Annotated in this window: 19 protein-coding genes; 11 read left to right on the top strand and 8 right to left on the bottom strand. The window is 35.9% G+C overall.

From position 1 onward, the window contains the following. Positions 1 to 35: 35 nt before the first annotated feature. Complete coding sequence (locus AAHI99_RS01650) at positions 36 to 1,913, top strand: hypothetical protein (protein ID WP_342227950.1); 1,878 nt, start codon at positions 36 to 38, stop codon at positions 1,911 to 1,913. Positions 1,914 to 1,997: 84 nt separating this feature from the next. Here AAHI99_RS01650 and AAHI99_RS01645 read toward each other — a convergent pair whose 3' ends face one another. The 5 genes from AAHI99_RS01645 to glyA all read right to left on the bottom strand — a co-directional run bounded on the left by AAHI99_RS01645 (position 1,998) and on the right by glyA (position 5,860). After that, on the bottom strand, positions 1,998 to 2,486 hold the full coding sequence (locus AAHI99_RS01645) for a phosphatidylglycerophosphatase A (RefSeq protein ID WP_339051580.1): 489 nt from the start codon (positions 2,484 to 2,486) through the stop codon (positions 1,998 to 2,000). Positions 2,487 to 2,567: 81 nt separating this feature from the next. Next, complete coding sequence (gene thiL / locus AAHI99_RS01640) at positions 2,568 to 3,539, bottom strand: thiamine-phosphate kinase (RefSeq protein WP_342227949.1); 972 nt, start codon at positions 3,537 to 3,539, stop codon at positions 2,568 to 2,570. Between the two features lie 76 nt (positions 3,540 to 3,615). Continuing rightward, on the bottom strand, positions 3,616 to 4,095 hold the full coding sequence (gene nusB, locus AAHI99_RS01635; RefSeq protein ID WP_342227948.1) for a transcription antitermination factor NusB: 480 nt from the start codon (positions 4,093 to 4,095) through the stop codon (positions 3,616 to 3,618). Next, positions 4,070 to 4,570, bottom strand: a complete 501-nt coding sequence (gene nrdR, locus AAHI99_RS01630; protein WP_342228337.1) for a transcriptional regulator NrdR — start codon at positions 4,568 to 4,570, stop codon at positions 4,070 to 4,072. The genes nusB and nrdR overlap by 26 nt, the downstream gene beginning before the upstream one ends. A gap of 30 nt (positions 4,571 to 4,600) precedes the next feature. Further along, a complete protein-coding gene (glyA, locus tag AAHI99_RS01625; RefSeq protein WP_342227947.1) occupies positions 4,601 to 5,860 on the bottom strand; it encodes a serine hydroxymethyltransferase in 1,260 nt (419 codons plus the stop codon). Between the two features lie 157 nt (positions 5,861 to 6,017). On the opposite strand from glyA, the gene AAHI99_RS01620 reads away from it, so the two are divergent. The 7 genes from AAHI99_RS01620 to miaA all read left to right on the top strand — a co-directional run bounded on the left by AAHI99_RS01620 (position 6,018) and on the right by miaA (position 14,452). Then, positions 6,018 to 6,650: a hypothetical protein gene (locus tag AAHI99_RS01620; RefSeq protein ID WP_342227946.1), complete on the top strand. Its 633-nt coding sequence runs from the start codon at positions 6,018 to 6,020 to the stop codon at positions 6,648 to 6,650. Between the two features lie 370 nt (positions 6,651 to 7,020). Next, positions 7,021 to 8,697, top strand: coding sequence for an energy-dependent translational throttle protein EttA (gene ettA, locus AAHI99_RS01615; RefSeq protein ID WP_342227945.1), 1,677 nt, complete (start codon positions 7,021 to 7,023; stop codon positions 8,695 to 8,697). Between the two features lie 18 nt (positions 8,698 to 8,715). After that, positions 8,716 to 9,195 carry a tRNA (adenosine(37)-N6)-threonylcarbamoyltransferase complex ATPase subunit type 1 TsaE gene (tsaE, locus tag AAHI99_RS01610; protein ID WP_342227944.1) on the top strand — a complete coding sequence of 160 codons (480 nt, stop codon included), beginning with the start codon at positions 8,716 to 8,718 and terminating at the stop codon, positions 9,193 to 9,195. A 77-nt stretch (positions 9,196 to 9,272) separates the two neighbouring features. Then, a complete protein-coding gene (locus AAHI99_RS01605; RefSeq protein ID WP_342227943.1) occupies positions 9,273 to 10,358 on the top strand; it encodes a bifunctional glycosyltransferase family 2/GtrA family protein in 1,086 nt (361 codons plus the stop codon). An 80-nt stretch (positions 10,359 to 10,438) separates the two neighbouring features. Continuing rightward, a complete protein-coding gene (locus AAHI99_RS01600) occupies positions 10,439 to 11,626 on the top strand; it encodes a protein kinase domain-containing protein (protein ID WP_342227942.1) in 1,188 nt (395 codons plus the stop codon). A gap of 47 nt (positions 11,627 to 11,673) precedes the next feature. Then, on the top strand, positions 11,674 to 13,521 hold the full coding sequence (mutL, locus tag AAHI99_RS01595) for a DNA mismatch repair endonuclease MutL (protein ID WP_342227941.1): 1,848 nt from the start codon (positions 11,674 to 11,676) through the stop codon (positions 13,519 to 13,521). A gap of 16 nt (positions 13,522 to 13,537) precedes the next feature. Further along, on the top strand, positions 13,538 to 14,452 hold the full coding sequence (gene miaA, locus AAHI99_RS01590; protein ID WP_425288728.1) for a tRNA (adenosine(37)-N6)-dimethylallyltransferase MiaA: 915 nt from the start codon (positions 13,538 to 13,540) through the stop codon (positions 14,450 to 14,452). Here miaA and AAHI99_RS01585 read toward each other — a convergent pair. The 3 genes from AAHI99_RS01585 to AAHI99_RS01575 all read right to left on the bottom strand — a co-directional run bounded on the left by AAHI99_RS01585 (position 14,449) and on the right by AAHI99_RS01575 (position 17,406). Further along, positions 14,449 to 15,732, bottom strand: coding sequence for an MFS transporter (locus AAHI99_RS01585; RefSeq protein ID WP_342227939.1), 1,284 nt, complete (start codon positions 15,730 to 15,732; stop codon positions 14,449 to 14,451). The genes miaA and AAHI99_RS01585 overlap by 4 nt on opposite strands. A gap of 15 nt (positions 15,733 to 15,747) precedes the next feature. Next, positions 15,748 to 16,380, bottom strand: coding sequence for a non-canonical purine NTP pyrophosphatase (locus tag AAHI99_RS01580; RefSeq protein WP_342227938.1), 633 nt, complete (start codon positions 16,378 to 16,380; stop codon positions 15,748 to 15,750). Positions 16,381 to 16,443: 63 nt separating this feature from the next. Then, on the bottom strand, positions 16,444 to 17,406 hold the full coding sequence (locus AAHI99_RS01575) for a DUF1338 domain-containing protein (protein ID WP_342227937.1): 963 nt from the start codon (positions 17,404 to 17,406) through the stop codon (positions 16,444 to 16,446). 68 nt (positions 17,407 to 17,474) lie between these two features. Here AAHI99_RS01575 and AAHI99_RS01570 point away from each other — a divergent pair, with 68 nt between their 5' ends. The 3 genes from AAHI99_RS01570 to mutY are packed head-to-tail and all read left to right on the top strand — an operon-like array spanning position 17,475 to position 20,605. Then, a complete protein-coding gene (locus AAHI99_RS01570) occupies positions 17,475 to 17,810 on the top strand; it encodes an NGG1p interacting factor NIF3 (protein ID WP_342227936.1) in 336 nt (111 codons plus the stop codon). Further along, positions 17,803 to 19,482 carry an AsmA family protein gene (locus tag AAHI99_RS01565; RefSeq protein WP_342227935.1) on the top strand — a complete coding sequence of 560 codons (1,680 nt, stop codon included), beginning with the start codon at positions 17,803 to 17,805 and terminating at the stop codon, positions 19,480 to 19,482. Before AAHI99_RS01570 ends, AAHI99_RS01565 begins: the two co-directional genes overlap by 8 nt. Positions 19,483 to 19,534: 52 nt before the next feature. After that, complete coding sequence (mutY, locus tag AAHI99_RS01560) at positions 19,535 to 20,605, top strand: A/G-specific adenine glycosylase (RefSeq protein WP_342227934.1); 1,071 nt, start codon at positions 19,535 to 19,537, stop codon at positions 20,603 to 20,605.

Below are 20,605 nucleotides of genomic sequence, written 5' to 3'. Positions count from 1 at the left end.
TAAATATTGCTTTTCACCTTAGTAGGAGACTTCTTATGCCTAATTCAAACAATAAAGATCGCGAACCACTCGAAATTAATTTTTCCGCAAGTCATGACCAAGCAAGCGTACAAGATGAATCAGCTTCGAAATATAAAAATTTAAATGCAATAATACCGACATTAGAAAAAATTCAAGAGGATCTTGAAATCTATTCTGAAACACATTCATCTGAAAAATTGCAGAGGCAACTTAATGAAACCAAAGCAGAAGTAATTAATTTGGTAACATATGCTAGACAAATAGTTAGTGACCTGCAGGAAGGCGCTAAAAAATTCAGCACTATTCACCTACATACTCCTGATGAAAAATTAAAACACGCTAAGTCATTACTAGCTACTCATAAATCTTTAACTGCAAATGAAAAATATAGATTTAAGAAAATAGAAGACGCTTTAAGCAACACTTGCATTATTAAATCTGCTGGTGATGAAACCGTAAAATTTCAACTCGGCATTCTTGGCTATGCAAAAGATAGTAACATGATCACTGAGTCTGAATTTATTTACTTAGTTGTACCAAGATTAAAAGACAACAACTTATTAGATTCTTATAGACTACGAGTAGAAGGAGATATGATTCTGAAGCGAACTCCATTAGAGATTTGCCAATCCATAAACAAAGATCTCTCTAGCGATGATGATTATAAAGCTTCTAAAAATCTCTTTATGGCCCGTCTAAAAGGGATAGACTATGAATTAAGCGTACACCAGTGCAATAATCCTAGAGATATGGTTCAACTTAAGGAAGAATTAACGTCGGGAGTACCCGCACATAGCGGTACCCACCCATCGACTCAAAATTTCGAAAACCATTCTGAAGAAAATTCACCTCCCTTTCCAGAAGTTCCCGATGACTCTCTTGAGTTGAACTCACAGCAACCTTTTAATGAACCTACAATAAATATATATCCTATTGAAGAATATCAAAAAAAATCAGAATCAGAATTTGTGGCACTTATGCAAGAACTCATTCCCGCAAATAAAAAAAATGAAAAAATACAGACAGATGAGATAAATCCCATTCCTGTTGAAAAAATCATGAAGATGACCTTGCAACGCCCAAGCCCGCTATCAGATGATAAAAAACGTAATATTATTTATTCTGAGATAATGAAGGCAGAAAAAATTATTGGAAAAGCAGTTGCTAAAGTCAAAGAAAATATTGAAAAACAACGCACCTCGACTGATGGAACTTATGTTTATGAAGAAATGATAGAGAGTTTATCTAAACTTAAAGATGAACATGCTGAGCAATTTCAAAAAACAGAATCTTGCAAATCGACTGGTAAACCCTTAATTGAAGTGTATGATAAATTTGGAAAAGATTATCTAGAGGAAAAGATACAGAAATACAAAACAGCGATAAATAATTTAAAAGACAGTAAAAAAGGAGAATATGGTGAGTTTAGTAAACATAATCCCAAATATAGCAATTTAAAAAAAGATGAAAGAAAAAAAACTTTGAATAGAATCTATGATCATAAAGAAACAATATTCAATACAGAATTAGAAAAGGCAAAAAAGCAACAAGCCTTATGGTTGGGAGAGAAAACATTTACCCAAAGTGTAGAAAAAAACGGAAAAATTAAACAAGAAGAAAAATCTTTTCCAGAAGAAGAATTACACTTTAGAAATCTTGTGTTAGATTTTAATTCTAATTCAGCCTCCAAGGGCGAAACAATTAATGTTTATACCAATGGTGTGTATCTAACATCGAATAAAAAAGCTGAAGATATACAATCAAGCATTCAAATTTCAAATACTCGGACTTTACATAAAAATTATATACCGAGGCAAACCTCATCCAATTTCTATAGTGTACCAAATAAAAAAGAAGAAAATCATAGAGTGGCTATGGCATTCAGATCATAAGTGCAAAGCTTTTTTGTAAACGCAAGCGGGAAAAGATAACTGGCGGGATTGACAAAGTAGAGTTCGAGATGGAGTGGCAACACATCAAAAATTCAAGTGCAAAGAGTATATTAAGTGTAAAATTATCCAGGCATACACACCCGCCATTAAATCATCTACCATGACACCTAATCCGCCCGGCATTTTTCGATCTATCCAAGCAATAGGCCAAGGTTTCACAATATCAAACAACCGAAATAAAACAAAACCAATCGCTATCCATAACCAACCTTTTGGAGCAGCAAACATAGTCAACCCAAACCCACATATTTCATCCCAAACTATTCCTGAATAATCATGAACGCCAATCCCTCGCTCCGTCACATCACAAATCCAAACACCAATCAGCGTGGCGAATAATAAAATCAGTCCGTAGTTAACTAAAGAAAAAGACTGTATTAAATAATACAATGGAATGGCAACTAATGTTCCACAAGTACCTGGTGCAAAAGGAGATAATCCAGCGCCAAAACCAAAAGCGATTAAGTAAATAGGATGGCTAAATACCTTACGGACTAGATCCTTTTGCATAATTTATCTCATAACATTCTTTAGAAAAAACGATTATATACTGACTAGAAGCTAAGACGCGAACATATATTATCTAATATTTTTTCAAACAAAGTGCTCATATCCTGATTTATCTATATTAAAAGCTGATCCTTTTTTATCCAACAAAATTAATCCAGGTTCTTTTTTAATACTTCCTATACAGGTATAGGGTGTATTCAATGCTAATAAATGTAATTGCAATTCTCTTTCATGCGATTCTGGCACAGTAAAACATAGCTCATAATCATCTCCTGAACTTAAAGCCAATTGCCATGCCTTTTCAGATGGCAAAACTTGCAGACTATCTGATAAAGGAAGTTTTTCTAATTGAAGCAACGCACCCACTTGGTTCGTCGATAAAATATGGCCCAAATCAGCGGCTAGTCCATCTGAAACATCAATAGCACTACTTGCAATATTACGTAATGCCTGGCCTATTTCGACGCGGGGAACGGGTCGATTTAAACGTTGCATGACAGAAAAAATTTGAGCGGATGATAATCCAAAGCAATTTTTTTTATTGATTGATTCGAGAGCCAAGCCTGCATCACCTAAAGTTCCTGTCACATAAATGTGATCGCCTACCTTTGCGCCGACACGACCTAATGCTTTACCCGGTGGAACAAACCCCAACGCTTGAAACGTAATTGTTAAAGGTCCTTGCGTTATATCTCCCCCTACCAGTTGCAAGTGAAAATTTTGCAGTAAGGGAAAAAAACCTTCGGTAAATTTTTTGAGCCAGATTTCATTGATATTAGGTAATGTAAGTGCCAATAAAACCCATGCGGGCTCAGCACCCATTGCAGCAAGGTCACTTAAATTAACTGCTAATGCTTTATACCCAATATCCGCAGGCGATGTATTTTCAGGAAAATGTCGACCTGATACTAATGTGTCAGTACTCACTACCAATTGTTGATCGAATGGCACTTGCAAAATAGCAGCATCGTCGCCTATGCCTAAAATAACATCTTTGCGAAGCTTTGTTGGTGAATTAAAAAAACGTTGAATTAAATCAAATTCATTTAATGACATAGAAGATTAGAAAATTATTGATCCTTATATAGTCTTAACTTGTAATCTCATATATTTTAAATACATTCTGGTCGTTTTATTCTTGCGATGTCTTGCCCAAAATCCCTTTGCTGTGAGTATATTCCAAAGAACGATTTTTTTTTGCTAGTAGGTTTAAAATACCATTAATATATTTATAACTATCCATGGCGCCAAACATCTTAGCTAATTCGATAGATTCGTTTAATACAACTTTATAAGGGACTTCTGGGCATTCAAGCAATTCATAAGCACCCAATCTCAAAATAGCCAACTCTACCAACCCTAATTCTTTGAGTGGACGGTCTAAAAATTGTTGTAAATGATTATCTAACGATTCTTGATCCTTTAAGACTCCTTGAACTAGCAAAAGGAAATAAGCAGTATCCACACTCACCATTTCCTCTTGAGCCAAAAATTTAGCTTGAATAGCAGAAAATTTTTCTTGCGTTAAATGCCATTGATAAATAGCTTGCATAGCAAAACGACGTGCGCGTTGCTTTGCTTTAAAATTATTTTTTTTCGATTTCAGTGTCATGAGTTTGTTTTTTATTCGCAGAAATATCTTGTTTTAATTGTTCAATCGCCTGGTTAAATGCTTGTATATCCTGAAAACTTCGATATACCGATGCAAATCGTACGTACGCAACGGGATCTAAATCACACAGTTCTTCCATCACCCACTCACCAATTTGTCTTGAAGAAATTTCACGTTCGCCTAATGCGCGTAATTTTTTTATTAAGCGTACAATAATTGCCTCAACTTGCTCGCTGGAAATAGGTCTTTTTTCTAGGGCTTTAAGCATGCCTGCTCTTAGTTTTTCCTGATCAAAGGCACTCCGCGTATTATCACGTTTGATTACGCGTGGTAATCCTAGCTCAGCTGATTCAAAACTGCTAAAACGTTCATTACATTGTAAACATTCACGCCGACGCCGCACCTGTTGACCATCACTACTTAGACGAGAATCAATCACTTTGGTATCTGCTTCATTACAAAAAGGACAATACATCATTGTATCTCTAGAAGAACATTTCTGAGCTTAGGGGGAGTATACTGGAAATTGCTGGCATAGTGCCATGACTTGTTTCCTGACTTTATCTATGCATTGAGGGTCTTTTAGATTATCAAGGACATCACAAATCCAATTAGCCACGTCCCTCACCTCTTTTTCTTTTAAACCTCGAGTGGTTATAGCAGGGGTACCTACCCGTAAACCGCTCGTTACAAAAGGTGAGCGTGGATCATTAGGAAGCATATTCTTATTTAAAGTGATATAGGCCTTCTCCAATATCCCCTCAGCTTCTTTCCCTGTAATACCTTTTTCAATCATGTCGATTAAGAAAAGATGATTATCGGTCCCGCCAGAGACGATTTTATATCCTCTTTGCAACATCACCTGGGCCATAGCGTTTGCATTAGTTATCACTTGTTGCTGATAGACTTTAAAACTTGGTGCTAAAGCTTCTTTTAAAGCGACTGCTTTAGCCGCAATAATATGCATCAAAGGTCCGCCTTGCTGCCCTGGAAATACCGCAGAATTTAATTTTTTTTCGATTTCAGGATTTGAGCGCGCTAAAATTAAGCCTCCTCTTGGCCCGCGTAAAGTTTTATGTGTAGTCGTTGTCACCACATCCGCAATAGGAACCGGTGAAGGATACAAACCCGCTGCCACTAACCCTGCAATATGCGCCATATCCACCAAAAAATAGGCACCTACTTCATCCGCAATATCTCTAAAACGTTGCCAGTCCACCACTCTTGAATAAGCTGAAAAACCCGCAATAATTAATTTAGGCTTATGTTTTTTTGCCAGGGATTCGACTTCTGCATAATCAATCAATTGTGTATCGGGTGTGACACCATACGCATAGGCATGATACATTTTCCCTGAAAAACTAACTTTTGCTCCATGCGTTAAGTGACCACCATGCGCTAAACTCATGCCTAACAGAGTATCCCCAGGTTGAATCAAGGCCATATAAGCCGCCGCATTCGCCTGCGAACCTGAATGCGTTTGTACATTCGCGTAATCTGCTTGAAATAATTCCTTTGCTCTATCAATTGCTAATTGTTCTACGATGTCAACATATTCACAGCCACCATAATAACGTTTACTGGGATAGCCTTCGGCATATTTATTGGTTAAAACAGAACTCTGTGCTTGCAATACCAACGGACTGGTATAGTTCTCTGAAGCAATTAATTCTAAATGATCTTCTTGACGCTGGGCCTCTTTGCGCATCGCGGACCATAAATCAGGATCAAAGTCGCTAAGTGTTTCTCGCAGTGAATAAGACATGATTATTTAATCCCTCATTACATAATAAAAAATTTATTATTCAGTAGTAATATTTCTAATATTATTTTCTTTCTTTTAACCGCATCAAAAGCTAGTTTTTGCTTCATGTATCATAGTAATATAATTTAAAAGTAAAATTAAAAAGGAGCAATTCATTTTGGAGTATTTAAACCTTACCAAAGAAATTCGTAAACAATTAAATTTCGCTAACCAAGAATTTTCTAAAGAAATTAAAAAAGATAAAAATATTTATAATAATTATAAAAACATTGGTCGTCTTTATCAAGTAGTCGTAAAGCACTTAGAATACAATTGGCACTTACCTCTAGAATTTGAATTTTATAAGGTTGCAGCTAGATTTGGCTTCCTACAATGTGAAATCAATTCATTTCAACTTTACCCCATCAGAGTATCGACTATTCAAAAAAATGATGACCAACTGATAAAGTGTGAAAAACAAATTCAAAAATTACTTAGCTTAACCTATGAGCTTGAAACTAAGCTTAATTTTGATAATAACCCTGATCTTTATAAAGAATATTATGATTTCAAGAAAAAAATAACTGTCTACAACAAAAGCTGGGGAAAATGTGAACTTGATTTAATAACCGCTTATTATTTAAACTATGCGGTCTTTTTATTATCCAGTGCTCCTGGATCCACTGAAACATTAGTTCAAGAACAAGTCCAGCAACCTCCTTCAATAGAAGATTCTATTCCTTTTTTTACGAAACCGAAAATTAAACCCAAGCCATTCAATCCGTCTCGATTAAAAATAAATTTTCTTTAACAAAGAAAACATTATCTGATCATCCTCTAGCAACAGGTTCATCAAAAATCAAAGCAGATATTTTAACTCAAGCAAACCGGCAATCAATCTCAGTTAAGCTTAAACTTAATGCTAAACGCAGTCATAGACAAGGAGCTAAAGATATATTTTCCCAGCCTAAAAAAAATAGACTCGGGGCAGCAGACAAAGAAAATATTTCTCCTATAAAACAAAGCCTCTGAAGTGTTGCATTGACATAAATAAACCATTGAGATGAACGCAATCGATCAAGAGCCACTTATTAAAACCTGATAATTCACTAAAAAATCTAGCTAGTCCAGACTATTATTGCTAGTATTCCCTCTTTCTAACAATTTATTGATTTTAGGTTATGTCACAACAATATATCTATACCATGCAAGCAGTGAGTAAAATCATTGCCCCTAAGAAAGAGATTCTTAAAGACATTTGGCTATCTTTTTATCCTGGAGCGAAAATTGGAGTCTTAGGGTTGAATGGCTCAGGCAAATCGACTTTGCTGCGTATTTTAGCAGGAGAAGATCAGGATTTTGTCGGTGAAGCACGTGCATTACCAGGAATCAAAATTGGCTATCTACCTCAAGAGCCTCAATTAGACCCACTTAAAGATGTGCGTGGTAACGTGGAAGATGCCATTGCAGACACTAAAAAGCTATTGGATCGATTTAACGAAATTAGCATGAAATTTGCCGAACCTATGAGTGAATCGGCCATGAATCAACTCTTTGAAGAACAAGGCGAGTTACAAACACAAATTGATGCCCAGGGAGGCTGGGAATTAGAACGTAAATTAAATATAGCTGCGGATGCGCTCTGTTTACCTCCATGGGACGCACAAATTACACAACTTTCAGGCGGTGAACGGCGGCGCGTCGCATTGTGTCGCTTATTATTATCTAACCCTGATATGTTGTTGCTCGATGAACCCACTAACCATTTAGATGCGGAAAGTGTAGCCTGGTTAGAACGTTATTTACATGATTATCCCGGCACTGTCATTGCAGTAACCCATGACCGTTACTTCTTAGATAATGTAGCCGGTTGGATTTTGGAACTCGATCGCGGGCATGGAATCCCCTATGAAGGCAATTACTCCTCTTGGCTAGAACAAAAACAAAAGCGTCTCGCTCAAGAAGGAAGACAACAAGCCGCGCATGAAAAAAGCTTAAAAGCTGAATTAGAATGGGTACGAACTAACCCAAAAGGTCGACAAGCAAAAAGTAAAGCGCGTTTAGCGCGTTTTGAAGAATTAAGTTCACAAGACTTTCAAAAACGAGCCGAAACCCAGGAACTCTATATCCCGCCGGGAATAAGGCTGGGGGATTCGGTGTTGGAATTTGATCAACTGACAAAAGGCTTCAATGGACGCATATTAATCAATAATTTTAGTTTTACAGTGCCAAAAGGTGCCATCATAGGAATTATTGGTCCGAATGGTGCTGGGAAATCCACTTTGTTTAAATTGATTATGCAACAAGAACAACCCGATAGCGGAAAAATACATCAAGGTGCTTCCGTACAACTAGCTTACATTGATCAAAGTCGTGATTCACTGAATCCGGATCATACTGTGTGGCAAGAAATCTCTGAAGGATTGGATATTATGACGATAAATCAATTCCAAATGCCTTCACGATCCTACGTAGGTCGCTTCAATTTCAAAGGGTCTGATCAACAAAAACTAATAAAAAACTTATCGGGCGGTGAACGTAATCGTGTTCATTTAGCCAAATTATTACGTGCTGGTGGCAACGTTTTACTCCTTGACGAACCTACCAATGATTTGGATGTAGAAACTTTACGTGCATTAGAAGAAGCATTGTTAAGTTTTCCTGGTTGCGCAATGGTGATTTCTCATGATCGCTGGTTTTTAGATCGAATAGCAACGCATATCATCGCTTTTCAAGACGATCGGATTGATTGTTTTACAGGTAACTTTACCGATTATGAATTTGATCGTATAAAACGCTTAGGCATTGATGAAACTCAAGCTAAGAAAAAAATGAAATACAAAAAACTAAATGATTAAACTAGATTTTACGCTTGTATGTCAGTCATTTTACTAAAAACTGAAAAAGAAATGGAGCAATTAGCCAAAAAATTAGCTGAGTGCTGCCCTAAGAACAAACGATTGATCATATTTTTGAAGGGTGAGTTAGGCGCAGGAAAAACATTCTTTGTTCGTGCGCTAGTAAAAAAATTAGGCTATTCAGGCTTAGTAAAAAGTCCCACTTACACCTTAATTGAAACCTATAAGATAGCCCCTTATTCTATTTATCATCTTGACCTATATCGTTTACAATCCCCCTACGAAATATTTGAAATGGGCCTTTGTGATGAATTTGATCACCCTGTTATATGGCTAATAGAATGGCCTGAACGTGCTTTAAACTTGCTACCTGAGCCTGATATTGTTTGTCATATCAAGTTAAAAGAGATGAGCCGAGAAATCATATTTCATGCCAAAACTTCTCAAGGCACACAAACCTTAGCCTTATTTAATCCATCTTTAAATAAGCTTTTTTAACAAAGGAGTCATTGACTTTATATCCAATCTTTGTAACCGTTCTTTAAAGTGAATCTTATTAAGGACTAGTCTCCTCGATGTCTTTTACTTATACTCAAGCTATGCTAAAGGATTTGCATCCAACTATTCTTATTCCTGCTTACCAGCCTAACGATAATCTGGTAGCGTTAATAAAATCTTTACGTGAAAGCCAATCTAAACAACGGATTATTGTTGTAGATGATGGCTCTGACCTTAATAAACAAAATATTTTTTCAAAAATTCAAGCTTTTGATATTGAGCTTCTCCGTCATACAAAAAATAAAGGTAAGGGTCAGGCGCTCAAAACGGGATTTCAACATTGGCTAGCCACTAGCCACCCTAAAGAATTAGGTATTGTCACTGCGGATGCTGACGGTCAACATCTTCCCCAAGATATCTTACACCTCTCAGCAGTTTTTATGCAAAAACCCTCGCATCTCTTTTTAGGGAAACGTACATTTAATAATACGCCCATTCCATGGCGTAGTCGATTCGGCAATAAACTAACAAAATATATTTTGCGTCTATTTAGTAAAACTATATTAGAAGATACACAAACTGGTTTACGTGTCATTCCACGCACCTTACTATTACCTTTGTTAAATTCGAATGCGCGAGGCTATGAATTTGAGCTAGAGATGTTATTGATTGCTGAGGAACATCAAGTCAATATTCAAGAAATTCCTATAAAAACAGTCTATTTAGATGATAATCGTTCCTCACATTTTAATCCTTTAATCGACTCCATCAAAATTTATTTTGTTTTTATCCGCTTTGCCGCTATTTCCTTAATTTCAGCTGCGATTGATTTTGCCTTATTTTTCTTAACTTATTGGCTTAAAAAAAATATATTTCTCGCTGTATTATTAGGGCGTATTTTATCGGCCACTTTCAATTTTAAATTAAATCAGCACCTCGCCTTTAAAAGTAAAAATCGCTGGCTGCCTGCTGCATTGAAGTATACTGCTTTAGCCAGTTTTTTAGGTCTCATGGCTTACAGTCTCATTAAATTTATTCACAGTTTTGGAATGAATGTTTACAGCAGCAAAATTATTGCTGAAATTGCCTTATTTATCCTTTCATTTACCATACAGCGTTTTTTTATTTTCAACAAAACACCTATATTGGAAATTAAATCTTAATTTTGAAGTTAATTAAGATTAAGTTTTAAAATAATAAACATGTACTAATCTTTATATAATAAAAAAAGGGTTGTAAAACGATGTACCGCAATAAACATAAACTATCATTAACACTTCTTCCAGTTGATCAGAAAACTATGGACTGTAATCTTGATACAACATCATTTGTACCTGAACAAAACATTGTAAATATTAAACAGGGAAAGTTATGCCTGCCCGATGATCTTACGGATATTTCTTTTGTTCAAAAAAAAGGAAAAAAAACAATTCTGTCTGAAATAAAAATTTATAAGCTTATTGCTTCTAATAAGCAGTCTAAAAAAAAAGCTATTATACGACCAATTTCTAATGCTAGTAACGAATCTTCATTAATCCTGCCATTCATGTCAGGCAGAAATTTAGATTTTCATCATTATTTTTTATTTGAACAATTTGAAAAAAAAAGCATAGCAAGTATATGGTTAATGAAACAACTATTTTTGCTACTAGAAGCGTTATGTCACCTGCATACAGAAACATTTATTCTTGAAAATCAGGCATTTAAAGGAATCATTCATGGTGATATTAAATCAAGCAATATTCTGATAAACGAATTAGGTAATCTAGTTTTGGCCGATTTTGATTGTGCCTATTCTGCAGGCGAGCCTGCGCATCAGTTTGGTAGTCTGCGCTATGTGGCCCCTGAATTGTTTGCTAATATGGATTTTACCAAAATACCAATTTTAAACGTAGATAAATCGGATATTTGGTCATTGGGAGCTACACTTTATAGACTATTAAATAATAAATTCCCTACTTTCTTTAATGATTTCACCTTGAATCAAAAAAAAGTCAAATTAAATTTTTTTCAAGAAGAATTAGATAAAAATAATTATTGTGATCTTAAGGATAACATCGATTGTTTTATCGATTTAAAAAAATGGGGGGAGAATTATTCCTCATCATCAATGGCCAAAAACGCTCGGGAAAGTTTAAAAATTCTTCAGGAAATTATAGATAAAGAGTTAACTCCTTTAACGCCACGGGAAATTTTAAATTATTTTTGTTTCGCCATGTTAACACCGGTAGAAGAACGACCTTGTGCGCAAACACTATTGAATCTTCGACATGGATTGGAAAAACATTTTTGTGCAGCAAATGACGAAGAATATCAACAATTTATTACTGCTTTGCTTAACCATTCTCTCTTAAACGTAGAGGAAAATGTTAAAAAAACCTTAATTCCAGAAAAAGAACCCCACAATAAAAAAAATCGAATATTCAGCTAGTGGTGAAAATTTGTTAGAATCATTGTCTTTCTCAATAGTAAATAATTATGTCAGGTCGTATCCAACGTTTAACCTCACATTTGGCCAATCAGATTGCTGCAGGTGAAGTGATTGAACGACCTGCGTCTATCGTAAAAGAAGTGGTCGAAAACAGTTTGGATGCGGGTAGTCAGCAAATTGATATCGATATTGACAAAGGGGGTATTCAGCGCATCCGTGTCCGCGACAATGGCCATGGCATCCATAAAGATGATTTAATTTTGGCTTTAGATCGACATGCAACCAGCAAAATTCATACACTAAATGACTTAGAACAAATTATTACATTAGGATTCCGCGGCGAAGCCTTAGCCAGCATCAGCTCTATCGCTAGGCTCAATTTAAGCTCCTCGACAGAGATCACGCAACATGGCTGGAAAATCACCTGTGATTATCACCAAGAACATCCGTTAATTCCTATTCCTATTGCGCATGCGCGAGGAACGACCGTAGAAATTCAAGACCTTTTCTTCAACACCCCGGCTAGACGCAAATTTTTGAAGTCGGAACAAACCGAATTTGCACATATAGAAACTTTGATAAAACGCTTAAGTCTCAGTCATTTTTCTGTAGGTTTTAGCTTGCAGCATAATAAACGAGGCATTTATCAATTGCATCCTGCCTGCGACGAAACTGCAAAGCAGGAACGTATTGCAACATTATGTAGCCGCTCCTTTATAGAAAACGCTATCTATATCGATATGCAAGGCATCGATTTGCGTTTGTGGGGCTGGATTTCATTACCCACTTTTTCACGTAGCCAAAACGATTTACAGTATTTTTATGTTAATCGACGTATAGTAAAAGACAAATTAATCAATCATGCGGTTAAGCAAGCTTACCAAGACGTTCTTTATAATGGTCGTCACCCCGCTTTTGCGTTATTTATTGAACTCGATCCCCATGCAGTTGACGTGAATGCTCATCCTGCGAAATATGAAGTTCGCTTTCGCGAGAGTCGCTTAGTCTATGACTTTGTGAAACAAAGCTTACAAAAAGCTTTAGCCCATACATCTCCTAAATCACAAACCAATAAATCAATACCGAACACAATTGAATTATCAGCTGAATTAAATGAAAAAATCTCTGATATCTCTTCTAAGAGAACACCTCCTCAACAAACTAACTTTCCTTTATACGTTGCAGAAGATCCTACAAGCTATCCTACTGAAACCGATCATGCGCATTGTGTTTCGTTAAAACGGGAAGATGTTTTAGCAGAAAAAAAATTAACCTTTCAAACCACAAAACCAACAGAAATTTTATGCAGTGATCCACCTTTAGGTTTTGCCTTAGCACAATTGCATGGCATTTATATCTTGGCTGAAAATACTCAAGGTTTAATTCTAGTTGATATTCATGCAGCCCATGAGCGCATCCTTTATGAGCGCTTAAAACATGACATACAAAATAGTGACATAAAAACTCAACTATTATTAATTCCTATCTGTTTAACATTATCTCAACAGGAGGTCTTGCTTTTAGAAGAATATATTAAGCTATTTACACAATTCGGCTTTGAATTTGAGAGTCTGGGTCCCGAAGCCTTAATTATTCGCCAAGTACCAGAACTACTAGCGAAAGACAATATAGAACAACTAGTACATGACGTTTTCAGTGATTTAATTCAACACGCTAACAGTCAACGTATACCTGAAAAAATCAATGAATTACTTTCTAGCATCGCTTGTCATAGTGCTGTACGTGCTCACCGCAACATGACACTGATTGAAATGAACCAATTACTCCGCGATATGGAAAGGACTTCGCGTAGTAATCAATGCAATCACGGTCGACCAACCTGGAAACAATGGTCTTTATCAGATATTGACCGGTTTTTTCTGCGTGGACGTTAAACCTGTTATCTGCCTGATGGGTCCAACGGCATCAGGAAAAACTAATCTAGCCATCGATTTACTTACTTATTTAGAGTTTGAAATCGTTAGTATCGATTCAGCATTGATTTATCGTGGTATGGATATTGGCACTGCCAAACCTTCTAGACTTATCTTAAAGCAAGCACCTCATCGATTAATAGATACGCATGATCCTAGCGAAATTTATTCCGCAGCAGAATTCAGAACAGATGCTATCAATGCAATTGAAGAAATTATTAATAAGGGTCGTATTCCATTATTGGTAGGTGGAACGATGCTTTACTTTCATGTCTTGCAACAAGGCATTGCTACTTTGCCACCCGCTAATCAACTTGTTCGCGAACAACTAAAAAAAGAGCTAAAAGATTTTGGGTTAAAGAAACTTCATGAACGTTTATCAATAGTTGATCCAATCGCTGCCCAACGCATTCACCCTAATGATCCACAACGAATCATACGCGCTTTAGAAGTTGCTCTGATCTCTGGAAAAACATTAACTGAATTACAGCACACGCTTACTCGCTCATCACCCTATTTTTTTATTAATATTGCACTAATTCCTGATGATAGAACTTTGTTACATGAAGCGATCACTGCCCGCTTCCAAGCTATGTTAGATTTAGGTTTTATAGAAGAAGTTGAGAAACTATTTAAACGTAACGATCTACACGCTAATTTACCCGCTATACGCACAGTTGGTTACCGACAAATTTGGAATTATTTACTTAATAGTATTTCCTATACTGAGATGCAAGATCTAACCCTTATTGCAACACGACAACTCGCAAAACGCCAATTAACCTGGTTACGTTCTTGGCAAGAATTAAATACATTTGCCAGTAATCATAAAGAAAACGTCAAAAAAATAATTGAACTCATTAAAATCAATTTAAATAAAAAATCAAGTTAATCCTGTTTGGGCAAAGTCAAATAATTCGGTATGGTCATTTTTTTAGTAACAATTAAAATAATAACGGCTACAACAGCGCTCAGAGCAAGATATAAACCGGGTATGGCAACATTGGTGGTTTTTGTTATTAAATAAATAGCTACCAACGGCGCTGTACCACCAAAAATAGAATACGCCAGATTATAACTAAGCGAACCTAAGGTATAGCGAACCGCGACCGGTATTCGATCGAGTGTAAGCGCTAACAGTGGTCCTTGAAAACTAGCTGCTAGAAATGTAAAAATTATTTGTGCAATAATAGCCGCAAAAAAAGAACCTTGCGCAATCATCACATACAGCGGATAACTGAAACACATCAATCCAATAGCTCCTGCCAACATGATAGATTTCGGTCCAAGCTTATCAGAAAGCCAACCAAAAAAAATATCGAGAAAAATAAGTAAAATCAATATTATTGTATTCAGTGCATGCGCATGAATTCTTGAATGACCTAAAACATCCGTGAAATAAACAGGCATAAAAATAAAAACTAAATAAGTTATTAAAGCTGATAACAAATAAAGTCCCATGAGTTGGCCAATCAAAAACTTATGTATTAAAAAAATAGTTTTTAATGGAAATTTTTCTACTAAGCATTGATGGCGTAAATACTGAAAAGCTTGCGTCTCTGGGGTTTGCGTTCTTATATAATACGCGATTAAGCCACTAATAGCGGCTAACAAAAAAGGCAAACGCCAAGCAAAGCTATAAAGTAAAGGTCCTTGAAAACATATGAATAAAATAAAAACAACAAAAGATCCGAATAACAAGCCAATCACTGAGCTCGCCCAAATTAATGATGAATAAAAACCGGTTTTATTTGAGGATATCGACTCTACGATAAAGCAAGCAGAACCAAACGCTTCACCCCCTACTGCGATACCTTGCAGAAATCGAAAAAAAAGTAATAAAAATGCTGCGCTTATTCCAATCGCCGCGTAATCGGGAAGCATACCTATTCCGCATGTAGCGATTGCCATTAATAAAACGCTTAAACTTAAGGCTTTTTTTCTACCTTGTGTATCCCCTAGATAACCAAACAGGGCTGCGCCTAAAGGACGTGCAAAATAACCCATTGCAAAAACACTATAACTTAGCAACAAACCAATGCTGGGTATGGCATGAAAAAAAATTTGTGCAAAAACACCTGCTAAATAGGCATAAAGACTAAAATCATACCATTCTAAAATAGTTCCAATACAAGCTGAAAAAAAAATTTTCTTTTGATCCTTGGTCAGCATTTTTTCCTTAATGGTTTATTGAGTTTGATACCAATCAATAAATTTTTTCAAAGCTTGTTGACGAAAAGAAAAACGAAAAAAATCATCTGTATAACGCAATTGTGCCAAGGTTTTTTCTGAATCTTCTGGCTTGAAGATAGCTGTAAAGGGAAGCTTAGGATGAGAAGATAAATCTTCTGGCACGACGATCGTGCCATGACAAATACCTTCAAATAATTGTGTATGCAATCCATCGGTGTAGGCTAATTGTAAAATAAACGATGCACGATTATCATCTTCTACCAATTTGAATAAACCTTTAAAGCCTAATCCTTGAAAAACAAATTTCGATAAAGTACCAGGAAATTGGTTATATGCAGCAAAAAACAAACCGCCGTCATCAAGCAATAAAGGTTGTTTGACCACGTTAAATGCTTTTTTAACTTTATCTGTCACCACTATTTTTTGATCTAAACTCTGAATTTCATCAACATCGATAGCATATTGCTCAACATGGAAAGGAGGAGCGACCTTATCAAAAAAATCTCTGACTTCTTCGAATTTACCGGCATTATTAGTGACATAATAAATTTTTTTGTTCAATTTCTTTTCCAAAGTTATTTTAAATATACTCAAAGCAATGGGATTTTTGACAAGTGCCGCGTCCATGCAATCATCATGGTACATGCAATAAACATGAGGATTGCGAAGAGCGGCAACATAGACAAAAATTCAAGTGCGAAGAGTATACAGCGATTCAACCACACGATCGGCATTATCTGCAACAAATCCAGTAAAATAATCATGCCAACGTCTGGTTTCTCCCGCTTTTTTTGGATAACGCCATACAAATTCGATAAATCGATCCGATAAATCTATCACGCCATCTGCAAGCTTTACGGATTTAATAGCGGGCTGTGTTGAACTTTGTTCTATACCTTTACTAATACCGCCTTTTATCAAACCCCCTTTTTTGTTCAAAGAAATATTTAAAGTAGAACTCAAAAATTGATTAAATTTTTTTAACTGATTAAAACATTTTGATAAATGTATACTCCAAGCAAAATGATTAACTTGACGACCCATGACTAACACCCAAGCTAATAATTCATTGTGACTTTTTACTATTTCATATTCTTGTATAGTAGGTAATGGCCAGTCTCTAGACTGAAGGTAATTCAAAATGTAGCTCGATAGTTCAAAAGCGGCCATCTCATCCTGTTGTAAAGTACGATGATGCAGAAATTTTAATTGTTCAGTATCCAAAGCTTGGGTAAAGCCAGCATAGTAATCAACGATAGTTAGTATTTGTGGTGCTAAGGCTTCGCGGCGAAAATCTGCAACCACTATTTGCGGTGATGCATCAATGGCTAAGGTCTCAGAACTTATTTCTTCTGATAACCATCTAAAATTATTTTGTTTTTCAGCTAGATAATCTTGGCCGCGCACTTTATAACCGAGATAAGAAAATAAATGAGACAGTGTATCCATGCCAGTATAAGGACCCGGTAAATCGATAAGCGCAAAATGATCTAGAATTAATTCTTCCTGAAAATGCTTCTTGATATGACTTTGAATAGTAGATAATTCATTCAAGTGAATACTATAATTTTGCCATAATTGGCTGAAAATGGTGTTTTTAACTTGGCTTAACATAGGCTTATTTAAATCTAATAGGAATTCTTCAATACTCACTCGCAAACCTTATCCCGGATAATATATAATAATATTCATGTAAACAATTATCAGGTAATTATTTAGCTATGTTTAAAATCTCAGTTTATATCCCATCCGACCAGCTAGAGGCAGTTAAATCCGCCATGTTTGATCAAGGCGCTGGCCGCTTAGGACATTATGAGCATTGCGCATGGCAAGTATTAGGGCAAGGCCAGTTTCGCCCAATGACTGAAGCCAAGCCCTTCGTAGGTCAACAAGGAATAATAGAGACAGTTGATGAATATTTAGTTGAAATGATTTGTGATAAAAAACATATCCAGCCAGTCATAGCCGCTTTAAAAAAATCACATCCGTATGAAGAACCTGCTTACTCAGTAGTCCGACTAGAAGATTTTTATGAGGAAACTAAAACCAATGTCTAAGGTACTTCGTATTTTTATTACTTTTATTGGTGCTGTCATATTATTAGGACTGGTTTCTTTAATAGGTCTAGTCGTATTTGTAAATCCTAATGATCTTAAACCTCAGATTAGTCAAGCTGTTACTAAGTTTACTGGACGTCAGTTACAATTAGGCGGCGACATTCAATGGTCTATTTTCCCATGGTTAGGCTTACAATTAAATGATGTCAAATTAACTAATAGTCCTGACTTTGGTAATAATCCCTTTGCACAAATTAAAAAATTGGACATTCAAGTTCGTTTATTTCCTTTATTACATAAACAACTTGAAATTGGTAAGTTACAAGTTCATGGTCTAACACTTTATCTAATAAAGAATGCCAAGGGCCAGGTCAATTGGGAAGGATCACTTAACTCCTCCCAAAAAACTTCCCAACGCTCTGAAAGTAACCTAAGTGAGAGTTTAAAACCATTAGGATTTATTATAACGGGTTTAGACATTCGAGACGGACATATTATTTATGCTGATCAACAAACAAATAAACATTTTGAAATAACTCAACTCCAACTTAAAAGCGCTAATCTGGCTATTAATAAAAGTTCACCTTTTGATATTCAGTTTAATTTAAATTCGAGCTCCCCTACTATTAATGCTGCCGTAAAGTTACGCTCCTCTATCACTTTAAGCACAGATAGAAAAAATATTGAGTTTAATGATCTCAATCTAAATATGCTACTAAAAGGACCCAGCTACCCTAAAGGCGAACTTCCTCTGTTCTTAAAAAGCCATATCGATCTCGATTTAAATAAACAGGATATTATTGTCGATCAATTGGTTGCTCTGATTAATCAAATTAAACTCACTGGACACCTCACAGGTCAGCATATTTTAAATAACCCTAGCTTTGCTGGGACTTTATCTAGCCAGCAAATTAAAACCGGTAAATTAACTTTTCAGCAAATAAAACTTGATTTTCAATTTAAAAATAATTTGCTTGCGCTTAACCCTATTAATGCCAAATTTTATCAAGGGAATTATCAAGGCAACGCCTCTATTAATCTTAATCCAAAAATACCGTCGATCACTGCGCAAAATCAATTTAATCAAATTAATACCGCATTGCTTTTTCAAGATCTCATTAATAAAAGTCAAATACAATTAGCGGGTTTAGCAACATTGAATCTTAATGTATCGACAACAGGTGATAACGCTGAGGTACTCATAAGAAACTTAAACGGACAAGGCCACTTTAATTTAGATCAAGGCGCTTTAAAAGGAATTAATTTATCGTATTGGATAGCATTAGGAAAAGCCTTACTTAAACATGAAGTCACGCCTAAGAGCACGGGTACAGATACTCCATTCGATAGATTTAACGGTAGTTTTACTATCAAGCAGGGAATAGTTAATAATAATGATTTGATCATTAGTAGCGGTCGCTTACGTGTCAATGGTAAAGGCGTGTTGAATTTACCATTGCAACAAATCAATTATGAATTACAAGCCCAACCTATATTAGCCGATGGTAGCCCTGAAGGTATTGCTATCCCCATTAGAATTTCAGGACCTTTACAACAACTTTCTATCAGTCCTATTCTGGATCAATTAAGTGTTGACATCATCAAAGAAAAACTTAAAGGAAAACTTGGTGATACGTTAAAAAAATTAGACCTAAACAAACTATTTCACTAATTGTACAATTAATTGCAGAGTCAACCTAGCATTAATCTTTCGTAAACGACCAGTGACACTAAGCACAAAACAATTCCAACAAAAAATGTTAAGCTGGTTTACTTGCGCTGGTCGCAAACATCTACCTTGGCAGCAAACAAAATCACCCTATATGATTTGGCTTTCGGAGATTATGCTGCAACAGACTCAAGTTGCAACGGTTATTCCTTATTTTCAACGTTTTATTCAACATTTTCCCACGCTTTCTTCACTCGCTAAAGCCGATATCGATGAAGTAATTATGCTATGGTCAGGCTTAGGATATTATGCACGAGCACGCAATTTACACCACTGTGCGCAAATCATTGAAAAAGAATATTCAGGAAAATTTCCACCCGATTTACTGTTATTACAAAATTTGCCGGGCATCGGTCGATCGACCGCCGGAGCCATACTTGCCTTAGCATTTAGCCAACCTGCCAGCATACTCGATGGTAATGTGAAACGGGTATTAGCAAGGTTTCATGCAATCACAGGCTGGTCTGGTTTAAGCAAAGTCAGTAAACAATTATGGGCTTTAGCAGAACATTATACGCCAAAAAATAAACATATCAGTCATTATACGCAAGCAATGATGGATCTTGGTGCATTGGTTTGTACGCGCTCACAACCTAAATGCACACAATGTCCTTTGCAAAACCATTGCAAAGCGTATACCACAAATAGTATTGCAAATTATCCTTCGCCAAAACCGCGTAAGACTATCCCATGTCGCACTATTAAGATGGTAATTTTGGTCAATGAACATCAAGAAATTTTGCTAGAAAAAAGACCCGCGATGGGAATTTGGGGTGGCCTATGGAGCCTCCCAGAATGTTCCATAACCGAAAATGTGAAAAATTTTTGCAAGAAATACTATTTTTGTGAGATAAAAAAACCTGTAAAAAAATATCCCCTTTTAAAACATACTTTTAGTCATTTTCAACTTGAAATTCGACCTGTTCTCATCCATGTTAAAGAATGGCATCCACCATTGATGGAATCTGACCGTATAGTCTGGTATAACAGGCAACAATTAGCTTCAAAAGGTCTTGCAGCCCCTGTCAAAAAATTATTAAGCCACATATGCAGGATTGCGAACTGA

The organism is Rickettsiella endosymbiont of Rhagonycha lignosa (genome assembly GCF_964031165.1).
In the GTDB taxonomy this organism is placed as follows: domain Bacteria; phylum Pseudomonadota; class Gammaproteobacteria; order Diplorickettsiales; family Diplorickettsiaceae; genus Aquirickettsiella.
Note: the sequence above shows the minus strand (reverse complement) of the source record. Positions and strands in the feature narration are given on the sequence as shown.

Coding starts and splice junctions, on each gene's coding strand:
- AAHI99_RS01650 (WP_342227950.1), top strand. CDS start 36: ATGCCTAATTCAAACAATAAAGATCGCGAACCACTCGAAATTAATTTT.
- thiL (WP_342227949.1), bottom strand. CDS start 3,539: ATGTCATTAAATGAATTTGATTTAATTCAACGTTTTTTTAATTCACCA.
- nusB (WP_342227948.1), bottom strand. CDS start 4,095: ATGACACTGAAATCGAAAAAAAATAATTTTAAAGCAAAGCAACGCGCA.
- nrdR (WP_342228337.1), bottom strand. CDS start 4,570: ATGTATTGTCCTTTTTGTAATGAAGCAGATACCAAAGTGATTGATTCT.
- glyA (WP_342227947.1), bottom strand. CDS start 5,860: ATGTCTTATTCACTGCGAGAAACACTTAGCGACTTTGATCCTGATTTA.
- ettA (WP_342227945.1), top strand. CDS start 7,021: ATGTCACAACAATATATCTATACCATGCAAGCAGTGAGTAAAATCATT.
- tsaE (WP_342227944.1), top strand. CDS start 8,716: ATGTCAGTCATTTTACTAAAAACTGAAAAAGAAATGGAGCAATTAGCC.
- AAHI99_RS01605 (WP_342227943.1), top strand. CDS start 9,273: ATGTCTTTTACTTATACTCAAGCTATGCTAAAGGATTTGCATCCAACT.
- AAHI99_RS01600 (WP_342227942.1), top strand. CDS start 10,439: ATGTACCGCAATAAACATAAACTATCATTAACACTTCTTCCAGTTGAT.
- mutL (WP_342227941.1), top strand. CDS start 11,674: ATGTCAGGTCGTATCCAACGTTTAACCTCACATTTGGCCAATCAGATT.
- miaA (WP_425288728.1), top strand. CDS start 13,538: ATGGGTCCAACGGCATCAGGAAAAACTAATCTAGCCATCGATTTACTT.
- AAHI99_RS01585 (WP_342227939.1), bottom strand. CDS start 15,732: ATGCTGACCAAGGATCAAAAGAAAATTTTTTTTTCAGCTTGTATTGGA.
- AAHI99_RS01580 (WP_342227938.1), bottom strand. CDS start 16,380: ATGGACGCGGCACTTGTCAAAAATCCCATTGCTTTGAGTATATTTAAA.
- AAHI99_RS01570 (WP_342227936.1), top strand. CDS start 17,475: ATGTTTAAAATCTCAGTTTATATCCCATCCGACCAGCTAGAGGCAGTT.
- AAHI99_RS01565 (WP_342227935.1), top strand. CDS start 17,803: ATGTCTAAGGTACTTCGTATTTTTATTACTTTTATTGGTGCTGTCATA.